12 protein-coding genes are annotated in these 14,265 nt (G+C 42.0%); 7 read left to right on the top strand and 5 right to left on the bottom strand.

The window, feature by feature from the left end; translation table 11 throughout:
* Positions 1 to 6: 6 nt before the first annotated feature.
* From ABJD64_RS09340 to ABJD64_RS09325, 4 genes are all read right to left on the bottom strand, one after another.
* Entirely contained in the window at positions 7 to 2,316 is a 2,310-nt protein-coding gene (locus tag ABJD64_RS09340) for a molybdopterin-dependent oxidoreductase (protein ID WP_348178020.1), read from the bottom strand.
* Positions 2,313 to 2,561 carry a hypothetical protein gene (locus ABJD64_RS09335; protein ID WP_348178019.1) on the bottom strand — a complete coding sequence of 83 codons (249 nt, stop codon included), beginning with the start codon at positions 2,559 to 2,561 and terminating at the stop codon, positions 2,313 to 2,315. Before ABJD64_RS09335 ends, ABJD64_RS09340 begins: the two co-directional genes overlap by 4 nt.
* Positions 2,561 to 3,862, bottom strand: a complete 1,302-nt coding sequence (locus ABJD64_RS09330) for an alginate export family protein (RefSeq protein ID WP_348178017.1) — start codon at positions 3,860 to 3,862, stop codon at positions 2,561 to 2,563. Before ABJD64_RS09330 ends, ABJD64_RS09335 begins: the two co-directional genes overlap by 1 nt.
* Positions 3,863 to 3,994: 132 nt before the next feature.
* A complete protein-coding gene (locus ABJD64_RS09325) occupies positions 3,995 to 6,187 on the bottom strand; it encodes a DUF5916 domain-containing protein (RefSeq protein WP_348178015.1) in 2,193 nt (730 codons plus the stop codon).
* 251 nt (positions 6,188 to 6,438) lie between these two features.
* On the opposite strand from ABJD64_RS09325, the gene ABJD64_RS09320 reads away from it, so the two are divergent.
* From ABJD64_RS09320 to ABJD64_RS09300, 5 genes are all read left to right on the top strand, one after another.
* Entirely contained in the window at positions 6,439 to 7,200 is a 762-nt protein-coding gene (locus tag ABJD64_RS09320; protein WP_348178013.1) for a DUF5995 family protein, read from the top strand.
* A 73-nt stretch (positions 7,201 to 7,273) separates the two neighbouring features.
* Positions 7,274 to 8,131: an AraC family transcriptional regulator gene (locus ABJD64_RS09315; RefSeq protein WP_348178011.1), complete on the top strand. Its 858-nt coding sequence runs from the start codon at positions 7,274 to 7,276 to the stop codon at positions 8,129 to 8,131.
* 93 nt (positions 8,132 to 8,224) lie between these two features.
* A complete protein-coding gene (locus tag ABJD64_RS09310) occupies positions 8,225 to 8,626 on the top strand; it encodes a DUF5367 family protein (protein WP_348195078.1) in 402 nt (133 codons plus the stop codon).
* Between the two features lie 2 nt (positions 8,627 to 8,628).
* Positions 8,629 to 9,126 carry a DUF1772 domain-containing protein gene (locus tag ABJD64_RS09305; protein ID WP_348195076.1) on the top strand — a complete coding sequence of 166 codons (498 nt, stop codon included), beginning with the start codon at positions 8,629 to 8,631 and terminating at the stop codon, positions 9,124 to 9,126.
* Between the two features lie 32 nt (positions 9,127 to 9,158).
* Complete coding sequence (locus tag ABJD64_RS09300) at positions 9,159 to 10,013, top strand: NAD(P)H-binding protein (RefSeq protein ID WP_348181978.1); 855 nt, start codon at positions 9,159 to 9,161, stop codon at positions 10,011 to 10,013.
* A 67-nt stretch (positions 10,014 to 10,080) separates the two neighbouring features.
* Here the strand turns inward: ABJD64_RS09300 and ABJD64_RS09295 are convergent, their stop codons facing one another.
* A complete protein-coding gene (locus ABJD64_RS09295) occupies positions 10,081 to 11,040 on the bottom strand; it encodes an aldo/keto reductase (RefSeq protein ID WP_348181977.1) in 960 nt (319 codons plus the stop codon).
* Positions 11,041 to 11,154: 114 nt separating this feature from the next.
* Here ABJD64_RS09295 and ABJD64_RS09290 point away from each other — a divergent pair, with 114 nt between their 5' ends.
* Complete coding sequence (locus ABJD64_RS09290; RefSeq protein ID WP_348181976.1) at positions 11,155 to 11,502, top strand: PadR family transcriptional regulator; 348 nt, start codon at positions 11,155 to 11,157, stop codon at positions 11,500 to 11,502.
* Between the two features lie 55 nt (positions 11,503 to 11,557).
* Positions 11,558 to 14,170 carry an ABC transporter permease gene (locus ABJD64_RS09285; protein ID WP_348181975.1) on the top strand — a complete coding sequence of 871 codons (2,613 nt, stop codon included), beginning with the start codon at positions 11,558 to 11,560 and terminating at the stop codon, positions 14,168 to 14,170.
* Positions 14,171 to 14,265: the final 95 nt, after the last annotated feature.

Below are 14,265 nucleotides of genomic sequence, written 5' to 3'. Positions count from 1 at the left end.
ATTCGCTTATACTTTCTCTATTTTGATCGCACATTTCTTATAATCCGGCTGTTTTGAAATAGGACAAAAGGCATCTAGCGTCAACTCATTGATCAATTTACCCTCATCAAAGAAGGGCACAAATACATGTCCTCGAACCGGCTTACCACGTTCGTTCACAGATGCTGGCAAATCAATCTTACCTCTTCTGGATACCAATCGAACTTGATTCCCATTGCGGATGCCCATCTGCTTGGCGTCATCCGGATGAAGCTCTACATAGGCTTTGGGTACGGCCTGATGCAATACCGGAATTCTCCTCGTCATAGAACCCGTATGCCAGTGTTCTATCACGCGCCCCGTGTTCAATAAGAATGGGTATTCCTGATCTGGTTCTTCAGGAGCTGCTTCGTATGGCCTTGCCCATATCCAGGCTTTACCCTCAGGTTTTCCATAAAAATCGTAGGTATTGCCCTTGCAGGCGGGATCATACTTTCCATGAAAACGCCATTGCGTACTTTTTCCATTCACGTAAGGCCATTGGGCACCAGGTTGACTTTTCAATACTTGGTACGGTGCCATTCCATGTTTGGCTCCTTCATGAAATAGTGAGTATTCCTTCCATATTTCTGGAATATGCTCTTCATAGCTCCATGGAAATTGTTTTTCAAATCCCATTCTTCGAGCAACTTCGATGATTTGCCAGGTATCGCTCATGCAATCTCCAGGCGCATCTACCAGCTGTTCAAAATGTTGCGTTCTACGCTCTGAATTGCCGTACATTCCTTCTCGCTCGATCCACATGGCAGAGGGTAGAATAACATCAGCTATATCCGTGGTAGGTGTTGGGTAGACATCGGAAACTACAATGAATCGATCTTCTTTTAAGGCCCCATCCCGATATCGGTTAAGCTTAGGCATGGTCACCATAGGGTTGGTCACCTGAATCCACATGAATCGTACTTCTCCCCGATCCAATGCCCTGAACATCTCAACTGTATGTAGACTAGGTTTTGGCGGAATGTTTTCAACGGGTACTTTCCAAATTTCTGCGGCCATTTTACGATCCTTTTCATTCATGACCACACCATGAGGCAACTTATGTGTTAAAGTACCTACTTCTCTTACGGTACCGCAGGCACTAGGCTGACCAGTCAATGAAAAGGGGCTATTACCGGGAGTAGAAATTTTACCCACCAATAAGTGGATATTATATACCAGATTATTAATCCAAGTACCCCGCGTGTGCTGATTCATTCCCATACACCAGAATGAGGTTACTTTCTTGTTGGGGTTGCCATAAACGGCTGCCAGGTATTTAATGTCTTTCGCAGAAACCCCTGACATCTTCTCCACTTTATCGGGTCTATAGTCCTTCAAAAATTCCTTGAATTCATCCAAATCGATTCCTGTGGCTTCATCCTTGAATTTGAAATTATCCTCTAGGCCATAACCTATATTGGTCTTTCCCTTTTTGAATGCGCAATGCTTGCGTACAAACTCCTGATTGACCCAGCCATTATTAATTATTTCGTAACAAATAGCATTAGCAATAGCTAAATCCGTTTGAGGTTTGAACAAGATCGATCGGTCTGCCGCCGTACTTGTTCGTGTAGTCCTGGTGGCCAGATCGATGATTTTAACATTGCTCCGCTTGAGCCTTTGATCCAAAAGCCTTGAAAATAAGACAGGATGCATTTCCGCCATATTATTTCCCCAAAGGACAAATACGTCAGCATGGTCGATGTCTTCATAACAACCCATGGGTTCGTCCATACCAAAAGTCGTAAGGAAGCCAGTTACGGCACTGGCCATACATAATCGAGCGTTGGCCTCCAGATTATTGGTTCCGATCGCACCTTTCATAAACTTGGAGGCTACGTAGCCATCAGGAATAGTCCATTGGCCTGACCCATACATGGACACCGAATCCTTTCCATGTTTATCGATAGTTTCCTGCATTTTAGATGCCACAAGGTCTAGAGCTTCATCTATGGAAGTTTCTACTAGTTTGCCGTTCTTTCTTACGAGCGGTTTCGTCAATCGATCTTTGGCATAAAGAGCCATGACCGAGTGATACCCTTTGACGCAACACAGGCCTTTGTTTACCGGAGAATCCGGGTCGCCTTTTACTGCAACGGCCTTTCCTTTCTGCAACCCTATTTTCAATCCGCAACCTACTCCACAGAATCGGCAAGGAGATTTTTTCCAGGTGATTTCACCTGCGGGAAGTTCTTGCTCCTGTTGGTCAGCGAAAACAATACCCGGAAACATGGCAGCGGCAGCGGCCAAGGCAGAGGCAGCGGCCAGTTTTTTTACAAATTCTCTTCTATTCATTGTGACGTATGGTTTTCATTTTCTTCAAATCCGGATACTAACGTGTAGTGCTTTATTTCTTGGATTTCATTCAGCTGATTCAGGCAGATATCCTCATCACTTTCATCCAATGTATCAGTTACTAAGACCAATACATCCTTGTTTTGTGCTGGCAGAACCTCACACCAGTCAAATTGATTCAATTTATCAACGAGGTTGTTTTTTTCACCCTCTTTGGGGAATACCAAGTAACTTTTGACGAGCATTATTCTTTATTTTCTTTGGTTGTAAAAAAAGTCGGGTTGAAGGTGATCATCACCCAGGCCCAGTTGGCCAATTCGTCTTTGTCTCCTCCTCTTAGGTCGACAAGTGTCTCCGTACCAAACATCTGTGAATACCCAAATGCCAAACCAACTTCGGTACTAACCTTATAGTTGGCAGTGATATCTATTTCTGTACCCAATGATTTAGACATGGCCTCAGGCTGCGAAGTGGCAGAGTTGAATACTTCACCGTCTGCATACAATAGATGAGCGGCTATTGTTGTATTGAAATTGTCAGTAAAAGCACCTTTATACCCGAACTGAAAATCATTGAGGCCTACGCTTCCATTGTGGTTTCCCACGTAGAAATAGTCCATCAAACCATTAAACTTGTGATTGGTACCAAAATATGGGTTAAAAGCATTGTTCTCGCCTGATACTGCTCCAGATGGGTCACTTTCGTCATTTCCTGAAATATGTTCGAATCCAGCAAAAAGCTTATGCTTATCAGTAAGCTTGTAAGCTACATCCAAGCTATAGAGAATGCCCTTGACAGAGGTATTGCCATCGTCTGGCATGTCTCCAAATTGGCCATATATTGCTGCATTTGCCGTGAAAGCCTCCATATTGTAGGTCAACCTGCCTCCTACTGTTTGTTGAAAATAGGTAGTACCGTCGTTGATCAGGGGGTCTCCACCCTGATTGCCCAAATTCATGAGTAGTACGCTAGCTTTCAGGTTATCGAAAGACTTTTGTGCCCACAGATATTGAAATGTCTTGTAACTGGAGCTGACTGAGTAATAATTACCAACTAATCTGGCACCATCCTGATTATACGCGAGACCCACATGAATTTTAGCCCCATTGGGAGACAGCTGCAATACCGCTGCATCGTGACTTCTGGCTTGCTGCGCCCAGCCTACATTGCCAAACAGACGATGGTCATCATATGCTATCTCCTGACGGCCTAGCTTTAGGCCAACTGTTTCATTGAATTTTAATAGTGCCCAGGCTTCATGAATTGTGGTGGTGGCACCATCTGAAATCACCAATTGCGGCTGACTCCCCCAGACACGCACATCCTGTAGGACAATCTTAATGTCGTAATTTTCCGAATTATAATCGAGATTGATTCGTGAACGTTGCTCTACAAAAAAAGCAGCATTCTGACCGGGGCTTGGTAGTTGTTTGAACCCATGTCTATATTCTGCTCGAGGTCTGTATTGCCCAGAAAGTGTGAATTGTGCATAGGAGACAGAAGAACAGAGAAGTAGTGCTCCCAGTAAAGCAAAGGATTTTTTCATGGTAGTTTAGAATCTGATTAGTTACTATTTCAATTGTGAAAATCAGAAAAATTCTAACTACTACTAGTGATATCATTCAGTAAAAAACATGATATATATCAGGTCCATCTTTTTTCAGCATTGAGCTGACACCTACCTTACGAAGGTGTAAATGTATTTTAGCGTTACAGCATTTGATGTAGGTACCTGATTGACATCATTTGGTCTTTCATTTATAGCAGATTGATTGTTGTAGACCAAAAATGCGTCGTGTCCTTCTCTGAAATTGTAGCGCAATCTGATGTTGCTGCTGAGCCTTTCTTCCAGGCTATTGTACTGAATGAACGAAACCATTGACAGATGAATATTGAGCGCTGTAGTCAAATTAATACTACCAACACCTGCCTGAATCGATTCATTTGTTTCACTGAAGTCAATACGATTGAGTTCGAAGCGTAAACCCAGGGACAAGTACTTCGATACATTCCATAGCGGATTCACTCTTATTGATCTTCTTGAACCGTTAAAAAAAGAGCCAAATTCAACATCCACAGACGATCTAAGGTTATTTGCTGGTGAGGTGCTATAAGACAAAGTCATTCGATCATAATCATACTCCCCGATTGGAATGTTTATGCGTCCAAGAAAGTCAAAATCCGAAAACAGCTTGTTGTATAAATGTGAATATTCTACTGTAAATGAAGCTCGAGTTAAAAAATCGAAGCGCCAACCGGCTTCCAACGTGTAATCGCGTAAGGTATGTGTATCATTCTGATAAATGGCATTTCCCGTGACGTACGGAGTATGTCTCAGTAGCAGTGAGTGCTCTTTCAGTAGTTTACCATATCTGAATCCCTGATATATACTTGTGATATCGTTTCTGAATATGAAACCCATTGCGGGGTTATAGTGCTCCCCTATCCTGGAATACTCTGTTTCGTACCCGAAGCCGTCCAGTGCCCTTTTCTCCCAAAAGAGATAAACGGATCCCCTGTCCAAAACAGATATATTATCAATTTCATTAAAGGTATCGGACGCAGTTTGGGCCCACTTTACAGACAAATAATCTGATGCCGATAATCTGAATATTCCATCAAGTCCGTAATTGATATTACGGTCTCCGTCTTTATTAATTCGTGAAGTCAGCATGCCACCAACAAACGAATAATTATTAAATAGTTGATTTCTAAACCGAACTACGCCAAAGTTTTCTGTTGGATTTGCATCAAAGCTTGACGTTTGCAAGTCCATGATACCAATATCTAGTTTTTTTACTCTACCTGTTAATCGAATTCCACCAAGAATTTTGATAGGTTGACCGTCTTCGGTTAGTCCCACTCTTCTGCTATAAAACAAACGCGTGTCTCCGCCGGTATTGAAGGCAAAAACGCCAGACCGTTCTTGAAAAAATTGTCTTCTTTCAGGAAAGAACAGAGAAAATCGAGTGAGGTTGACCTGAGTAATATCAGCCTCTACTTGCGCAAAGTCAGTATTGAGGGTAGCATCAAGTGTCATGTTATTGGACAAGCTATATTTCACATCAAGACCTACTTGTGTATCCGTACTAAAGTCATCCTGATCACCCATTGGTTCTAATTTTTCCATGCCGGTTACCAGAAACGGTGCTACGTATACAGGACGTTTGCTACGAACCCCTTTCAAAAGTATTTTCTGTGCTTTGGATGGCTTCATCCTGGCAAAATTCCATTGTGGAGGAATAGCTGGAAATATCAGCCGTTCGTTGAGTGCACTGATTCTACGATGTATGATCAGGCCCATAATGACATTCCCATTGTCATTTTCTTCAAATCTCAAACTCGTAAAGGGAATTCTCATCTCCGTAAACCATCCTTGTTCATTTTGGGTGACAGCCGTATCCCAAAATGCATTCCAGCTTATGTTGTAGAAATTGGAACCTTCCGCATCATTAATCACCTCAGCATCTAGTCTATTACCTGTAGGAGTAGTAGAGAAATTCAGCATATTCTCATTGTCATTATAAGAGTCGATGAGTACATTGAAAAAGTCTCCCTCCAAATCCAGGTCTCTGATCATAGAATTGCCTTGAATGTCCCTTGAGTTAGCGGTATACATTTTTCCGGAGAGATAAAGGTACTTGTCGTCATACCCTATTCGAATTTCTGTTTTTTCTGATGGCGGCTTGCCAAACGTGGGGCTATAAGCGATTAAAGGCAACGGTGTTAGTTTTTCCCAGCCTTCTTCGTCAATGGCTCCATCGATTTTTATAGTACCCACCATTCGCTCTATGACCAGGGTGTCCGTGGGTTGGGCCACTGCAACATTAAAGGTTGTTAGTAAGAAAAAAATGAGTAGTACTTTGTTCATATCATTCTTGATTTCGATTAATACAAAGATTACCCTGAGGGTAATGCTCTGTTATTTACGGGTTTAGATTTGTTTGATCGTGAAAACGTGATGAAATGAAATGATCGATTGTATGAACAGAATTGATAGATAACCTTCAAGTGCATTAAATTCATGCATGTATTTCATTTCGATTGCAAAGTGTCAGCAGCTGATTTAGACATTTGTCATTACTTTAGTCAGCTTAAAATCTCGCAACCAAACCAACGACAATGAAACCAACACCTCAGGCTCAAAACATTGATGAAGTCATACGGATCTTAGAAGACATCATCACTCAATCCAAAACCGAAAGCAGTCCCTTGGGTTATTTTGCTGCTCTCTATCTACTGGTTACATCTCAGGTAAAAAAAGGAATTGAAGAGAATTTCTTTGACGATGGCCCAAGAATGGAGAAACTCGACGTGCTATTTGCAAACAGATATCTTGCAGCCTATTATAGTCATCAGCAGAGTCAATCAGCTACCCTTTCATGGGAAAAATCATTTGCATTATCCTCAAAGTATTGGCCCATTGTCTTACAACATCTTTTGATGGGCATGAACGCACATATCAATCTGGATTTGGGTATAGCGGCAGCTCAAGTGATGAAAGACAAGAATATTGACGATCTGGATGGTGATTTCAATAAGATCAATGAAGTGCTCTCGTCCCTGGTGCACAAAGTACAACAGGACCTGGCCGAAATTTGGCCAACGCTTCGGTTCATTTTAAAACTAACAGGCAAAGTGGATGATGCCTTGACTGATTTTAGCATGAAGCTCGCGAGAGACGGTGCATGGAAATTTGCCAAACAACTGTCCGAATTAGACGAGTCGAAACAAGAAGAATTCATATCCCTACGTGATCATAAGGTGGCTGATAAGTCCAAAATTATTGCCTTTCCTGGTTGGTTAGTCAGCACTCTTTTTAAGGTCATTCGCCTAGGTGAACGCGGTTCAATATCACAGAAAATTGTAAAGCTTAGAGATTGATGAGACTTTTTCATAAGATATAGTTCAATGACAGCAACTTGATACTTGTTAATTAGTTATAATATTATTCATTATGACCAGGGACATTATAGACATCAATGATTTTACTGTTTTAGTAGAAGAATCATCTTCAGAGTCGACCATTACCGATTCATGCTATTTCGATGAGCCCGTTATCGGCGTGGCCTTTTATGGTGCCGGAGATGTGAATCTGACTGTTCGGTTTGATAAGAAAGAAATAGACTTCCATCGCACGAAAGGCCTGGCACTTTCCTTTTATGCTAACGAAAAGGTAGAATTCAAGCACACGATTTCTTCTGGCAAACCGCTACAATGTGTACTCATAGCCACAGCTGTAAGCAATCTGGAGAAGTTGCCTAATGAAGAGGGAGAAATATTTGAACAGCTACTTCATCAATTAGTTAATCCTAGCGATCCTTATGTAGAGGGGCCTCAATTTTTTATGACACCAACCATGCAGATGGTGGTAGACCAGGTCTTCGACATTCAGTATGAAGGCAAAACCAAAATGATGTTTTTCCGAAGTCAAATGACCACGCTCTTGTCTCATTTTTTTGGCCAGTTGGCCACCATGAAAGAAAATGTTATGAAGGCCCCAGAACGAGAAAAGCTGTACGAAGCGAAACAGATTCTACTTGACAACATGGATACACCTCCTTCTCTTACTGAGCTTTCCAGACTTATTGGCCTGAACAGTTTCAAGTTGAAGAAGAACTTCAAAGCCCTCTTTGGCGTGCCCGTATTCAAATACCTGCAGAATGAGCGCCTAACTAAAGCGCATGAATTATTGAGAAAAGAGGATATGTCTATCCAGGAAGCCGCCTGGCATGTCGGATATGACAGTTTAAGTTCCTTTTCTAATGCCTTTGCTAAGAAATACGGGTTTCGCCCTAGCGAAATAAGTCGATAATACCTTTCGAACAAATCTCACTCCTTTTCGGACAAATAAGATGGCGCATGGCCCAGCATCTTTGCCTCATATTAACATCTAAACGAAAAGGAAATGAAAATAATAAGAGCAATTTTAGTTGCCATACTCATCTGGCTTTTGGGTGTGATGGTATTCATGATGGCGTACTCAGTTCGACTGGTGAACGATCTGGAATTACAGTCTAACCTGGCACTTGCAACAGCCCTGATTCCACTAGGTTGGTATGGAACCAAGTATTATTATCGTAAGGGAAGCAAGTTGCATGGCCAACTGCTTGGCCTTGTCATGGTTTCGACTGCGATCTTCCTTGATGTGATTATCACGGTACCCCTATTGATCATACCTGCCGGAGGTAATTATTTGGAATTTTTCGGAGCAATTAGCTTCTGGCTGATCGCTATGGAGTACTTCCTGGTCATTCTCATTTATTGGAGGCTTAATGTCAAGACACCAGTTTATACCAAAGTCGGATAGCCATGGAGTTTACCTTAAATAAATCGATTCTCTATGTAGCTGTGTTGTTGACCGGACTTTCGGCTGGACTGTTTTATGCCTGGATGGTCTCTGTCATACCCGGAACGAAACGTGTTGGAGACCTGGTATACCTGGAAGTTATGCAATCGATCAATCGAGCCATTCTCAATCCAGGGTTTTACCTCATATTTTTTGGAAGCCTGCTTCTGCTTGCAAGCAGTACAATTCAACAATATCAAATCTCGGTAAACCTGAGTTTCTGGTTGCTTCTTTCAGCCGCGCTCTCCTATTTGATTGGAACAGTCGGAGTAACGATGTTAGGCAATGTACCGCTCAATGAGATGCTGGACAAAATTGACCTGACGACACTGGAACCCAATCAACTATACGATATAAGAATACGGTTTGAGCCTAGATGGAATCAGCTCCATATGTTTAGGACAGTCTTTTCTGTCTTGGCTTTTTCCGCAAGTTTACTTGCAATCATTATAAATAAATAATTGATAAACAGTTAGTTAAAAACTATAATAACATGAAAAAGAATCGAATTTTAGTCATCGGAGGAACCGGTAAAACCGGTCGAAAAGTAGCTGAACGATTGTCAGCTCAAGAGCAAATTGTAAGAATTGGGTCAAGAAATCAAAGCCCTGCATTTGATTGGAAAGACTCATCGACGTGGGACGCTGCGCTAGAGGGCATGGATCAGGTATACATTACCTTTCAGCCGGACTTGGCTGTACCAGGTGCCTTGGAAGCCATTGAAGAATTGACCAAAAAGGCAAAACATGCCGGTATTGGTAAGCTTGTACTCCTTTCCGGTAAAGGTGAAAAAGAGGCTGAACTTTGTGAACAGGTAATCATTCATTCGGGACTGGACCACACCATCGTCAGGGCCAGCTGGTTCAATCAGAACTTTAGTGAAAGTTTCTTTCTGGATCCTATCGTTGCTGGTCATGTAGCGTTGCCGAAGGCTGAGGCCCTGGTTCCTTATGTAGATACAGATGATATCGCTGATGTCGTGACTGCTGCATTGACGCAGCCTGGTCATAACGGTAAAATATACGAGCTCACCGGCCCTGAACTTTTGAAGTTTGAGGAAGTTGTCGATCGCATTGCAAAGGCAACAGGTAGAGAGCTTCAATTTACGCCCATCACACTATCGGCTTATATCAAAATGCTTGAAGAGTATCAGGTACCCTCCGATTATATATGGTTGATCAATTATCTATTTTCGGAGGTCTTGGACAAGAAGTCAAACGCTGTAGTTACCAATGACATTGAAAAGGTGTTGGGTCGAAAACCTAAAGACTTTACCACCTACGTCAACGAAACTGCAGCCTCAGGCGTCTGGAATACACCTGTGGGTGATTTACAGTCTGCAGGTTAAAACTCCTTTCAGTTGTTCCGATGCCGACAAATACGGTTTCGGAACAACCTACTACCAAACTGATCCGCTACTCTTCTGACCGATCAGTCGGCTGCGCCGGAGCCAAAGCAAAGTCTGCTATAGTCGCCCACAGCTCGTCTGTCATGTCAAAGTCTACTGCATCCAGCACAGGGCTGAGCTGCTCCAAGTTTCTCGCACCTACAATCGGTGCAGTAATACCAGGATTCGAAGCAGCCCAAGCAATAGCTAAAGTCACCGGGTTATAATCGTTGTCTTTGGCAAAGTCCGTAAACTTTCTGACCGTCTTCAAATTGGTCTCAGCTTCATATCGTTTCTGATACATCTTACTCGTTTCGAACCTGCCCTGCCCTTTTTTGTCCAAATACTTGCCAGTCAAGTAGCCACCTCCAAGAGGGCTATAGCTAAAGACACCTAGCCCCTGGTCTATGGCTAGTGGGAGAATTTCAGACTCACATTGGCGCTTGAGCAGGCTGTACATCGGCTCAATACATGATATCGGAGCAAAACCCATTTTGTCGCAAATAGCAATCGCCTTCATAATTTGCCAGGCGGCAAAATTGCTTAGACCTAGATATAGCACTTTACCTTGTCGTACAAAATCGTTGAGCGTGGATAAGGTCTCCTCAAGAGGCGTATTTTCATCAAAGTGATGGATATAGTAAACGTCTACATAATCTGTCCCCAGGCGATTCAAACTGGCTTCTAAGGCTTTGGTTAAGTGGAAGCGACTCGCCCCTCTTCCGTTGACATCGTCTGACATTGGGTAATAACCCTTTGTTGCCACTACTACTTCTTCTCGATGATCTTTGATTAGTCTTCCAAGTATTTCTTCAGATTTGCCTCCGGCGTAGACATTGGCACAATCGAAGAAATTTATGCCTTTATCGCGACAGGCAGCATATACTTTCTGGCTCATGGCTTCGTCCGAACCATCACCAAAAGTCATGGTACCAAAGCATAGCGAGGATACTTGTAAGCCCGAATTACCTAGTCTGTTATATTTCATTTCGATGAGATTGTTTGATCAAATATATGCTCTTTACTCTTTTTGGTGACTAGGGTTTCTTTTATGCGTGTGAATATTTTTTTTATATTTGTCTTACAAATACGAATGTAATAAATGAAAGGTACACACTTAGGTGAATTTGAAGAGTTGGTTCTCCTGTCAACCGCCGTACTGGATGGAAATGCCTATACGGTAACGATAGTCAATGAAATTGAACAGAAAAGTGGCAGAGCACTTACCTTGAGCACCATACATACCGTACTGGTCAGATTAGAAAAGAAAGGATATTTGCTCTCATACATGGGAGGTGCCACCGCCGAGCGAGGAGGAAGAAGGCGACGGCTTTATAAGATAACGGCAGATGGCTATAAATGCCTCAGCGAAGCCAGGGAATTGCGCAGCAAAATGTGGGAAGTCATGCCGAAACTAAGTTTTGATTTCAGAACATACCAATTAGTATAAGTCGATGGTTTACAAAAAAATTAATCCATCTATTTGTCTTACAAAATGAACAATTATGAATCGTAAATCGCCACCACCCTGGATGGATCGAATACTGGAATGGTACTGCTCCGAGCAGTTCATTGAAGAAGTCCAAGGCGATTTGCACGAGTGGTACGATAAGATTTCGGGTAAGGCAAATAGTCGCATGACCAACCTGAAATATCTGCTTGCTGTCTTTCAATACTTCTCTTTCTTTCGAACAAAACCTTTCCAAAAACTCATTAGTCACCCAAACTACTTATCCATGAAAAGCATCGCATTAATCACTTTCAGAAATTTTAAAAAGAATAAACTGTCCGGAATTGTGCGTTTGACAAATCTGGTGTTAGGCATAGGGATTTTCCTACTGTCGCTGATTTACATCAGATATGAATTGTCCTATGAAGCTTATCATGAGAAAGCCGACAATATCTATCGGGTTGGTTTTGCTTTTGAAGCTAGTCCCTGGGCAGCTATTCCAGTTGGTGTCGGGATCTTTGCACTTGAGAATTCACCCGAAGTGAAAAATATGACTCGATTTCTCAGAATTTGGAACACAACGATCAAATATAAGGATCGCCAATTCTATGAAACCGGTGGTTTTATGGCTGATAGCTCTGTTTTTAAGATGTTTTCATACCATATGCTTCAGGGAGATCCTAATACGGCGTTGCAAGAAAAAATGTCAATAGTCCTGACGCAAAGTATGGCTCAAAAATACTTTGGCAATGAGGACCCTATTGGCAAAATGCTTACAATTTCCAGAGACTATGATTCGGAGACTGGTGAGCAGCACACCCGAATGGTGACTGGAGTAATTCAGGACATTCCTGAGCAATCACATTTACGATTTGATTTCCTTCTCCCTGCGCATACGTTTGATGATGATTTTCTTAGACAATGGCGAAATTTTTGGGTTTACACTTTTCTAGAAATAGACGATGGAGCTGATTTTGAAATCACAAAAGCCATCATAAAGAATAAACATGTTACGCTAAGAAACTACGATGAAGACATTATCAGCAAGATAGATATACTGCTTACTCCATTGAAAAAAATACATCTGTATGCCAACCATGAAAAAGAATATGCCGACAACGGGAACATCTACTATGTGTACATTCTCTTCTCCATTGGACTGTTTATTCTCATTGTTTCCAGTATCAACTTCATTAATCTAACCATCATCCATGGTCTTGACCGAGCTAGAGAAGTGGGTCTTCGAAAAACTGTGGGTGCCAGCCGGTATCAATTGATTCTTCAGTTCATGTCTGAGAATCTTATACTGCTATTCATTGCAGGAACATTGTGCCTGCTCTTACTGGGCCTACTTGAACCGCTTTTTCAGCAATTTTCAGGGTTGAATTTGCCTCTTAATGTGATCAACAATCCCGAAATAATCATTTCTCTGATTGTACTCCTGACCATTTTAGAACTGGTCAGCGGCATTTACCCTGCACTCGTACTCAGTAGATTCCGTCCAGCTGACATCATTAAGACTGGCGGTCAATCTACGCCGCTGAAGCGAGTGAGCATTACCCGAAAAGCGCTGATAGTTATGCAGTTTACCATATCCCTGATTTTGGTCATTGGGTCTGTAATTGTTTATGATCAATTGAATTTTATTCAAAATAAGGATTTGGGATTTGAGAAGGATCAAATCCTACTGATCGAGCTCAATTCGTCAGTTGGAACCTCCTTTGAAGCTTTCGAAAATGAGTTGCGAGGTGTGCCAGGTATACGGTCTATTTCTACCTCCTCTTCGGTTCCAGGGTATAGAATTATGATGGAGGGAGCCAAACAATTAGGAAGTGATGAGGAAATCGACACTCGGCTGTTATTTACCGACGAAACATTCATGGAAACCTACGATATGAATCTTGTAGCTGGCAAGTCTTTTAAAGAGCAACTCCCAGAAGGAGAAACAGAATTTATATTGAACGAAACGGCTGCCAGGGAACTATTTGGTAGCGATGATCCGATCAACCAACCCATTGTTTCTTCTCATGATACGGGTTATGTCGTGGGAGTAGTAAAGGACTTCAATTTCAAATCGCTTCATTCGGACATCGACCCCCTCACCATCCAAAACAGGAATCTGATGAACTTTGGATTTGCCTCTATTAAATTCAAAGCGAAAGCCACCTCATCTGTGATGCAAGCCATAGATAAGGCAAGTAGAAAAGTATATCCTAATCTTCCGCTTTTGAGTTATGAATTTCTCGACGAGCGTTTCGAACAACTTTACCTTGCCGAAAGTAAACTTAAGACTATCGTTTGGGTATTCTGTGTGATCACAATTTTACTAACCGTATCAGGCATTTTGGGTATCGCCACATACTCTGCCAAGAAAAGAGCCAAAGAAATAGCAATTCGGAAGGTACTAGGAGGAAACATTGCAGAAATGATTACGATCCTGTCCAAGAGCTTTCTATACCTTTTGTTGGTCTCTCTGGTGATTGGGTTGCCCGGTGCATTCATTCTCTCTGATTGGTGGCTTCAGGATTTTGCTTATCGCATAAGCATTAATCCCATCATATTTGTGGCCTCGGCGCTAATCATGGCGGTATTGATTATGTTGAGTTTTGGGTTTATGACATTAAAAACAGCTCAAACAAATCCGGCAGAAGTGCTTAAAAGTGAGTGATAAGCATGGTCGATTGAATCAACCATTCATCACTCATCTAACACCCCAAATCATTTTGCTTTTCAAGGCTAATAGGCCTTCATACTTTTGATTCA

It is taken from the genome of Reichenbachiella sp., assembly GCF_039944555.1.
GTDB lineage: Bacteria > Bacteroidota > Bacteroidia > Cytophagales > Cyclobacteriaceae > Reichenbachiella.
This window is presented reverse-complemented; position numbering and strand designations above follow the sequence as displayed.

Excerpts from the sequence above, each read along its gene's own strand:
- ABJD64_RS09305 (WP_348195076.1), top strand. The coding sequence starts at position 8,629 with ATGGAGTTTACCTTAAATAAATCGATTCTCTATGTAGCTGTGTTGTTG.
- ABJD64_RS09295 (WP_348181977.1), bottom strand. The coding sequence starts at position 11,040 with ATGAAATATAACAGACTAGGTAATTCGGGCTTACAAGTATCCTCGCTA.
- ABJD64_RS09335 (WP_348178019.1), bottom strand. The coding sequence starts at position 2,561 with ATGCTCGTCAAAAGTTACTTGGTATTCCCCAAAGAGGGTGAAAAAAAC.
- ABJD64_RS09330 (WP_348178017.1), bottom strand. The coding sequence starts at position 3,862 with ATGAAAAAATCCTTTGCTTTACTGGGAGCACTACTTCTCTGTTCTTCT.
- ABJD64_RS09290 (WP_348181976.1), top strand. The coding sequence starts at position 11,155 with ATGAAAGGTACACACTTAGGTGAATTTGAAGAGTTGGTTCTCCTGTCA.
- ABJD64_RS09310 (WP_348195078.1), top strand. The coding sequence starts at position 8,225 with ATGAAAATAATAAGAGCAATTTTAGTTGCCATACTCATCTGGCTTTTG.
- ABJD64_RS09300 (WP_348181978.1), top strand. The coding sequence starts at position 9,159 with ATGAAAAAGAATCGAATTTTAGTCATCGGAGGAACCGGTAAAACCGGT.
- ABJD64_RS09315 (WP_348178011.1), top strand. The coding sequence starts at position 7,274 with ATGACCAGGGACATTATAGACATCAATGATTTTACTGTTTTAGTAGAA.
- ABJD64_RS09320 (WP_348178013.1), top strand. The coding sequence starts at position 6,439 with ATGAAACCAACACCTCAGGCTCAAAACATTGATGAAGTCATACGGATC.
- ABJD64_RS09340 (WP_348178020.1), bottom strand. The coding sequence starts at position 2,316 with ATGAATAGAAGAGAATTTGTAAAAAAACTGGCCGCTGCCTCTGCCTTG.
- ABJD64_RS09325 (WP_348178015.1), bottom strand. The coding sequence starts at position 6,187 with ATGAACAAAGTACTACTCATTTTTTTCTTACTAACAACCTTTAATGTT.
- ABJD64_RS09285 (WP_348181975.1), top strand. The coding sequence starts at position 11,558 with ATGAATCGTAAATCGCCACCACCCTGGATGGATCGAATACTGGAATGG.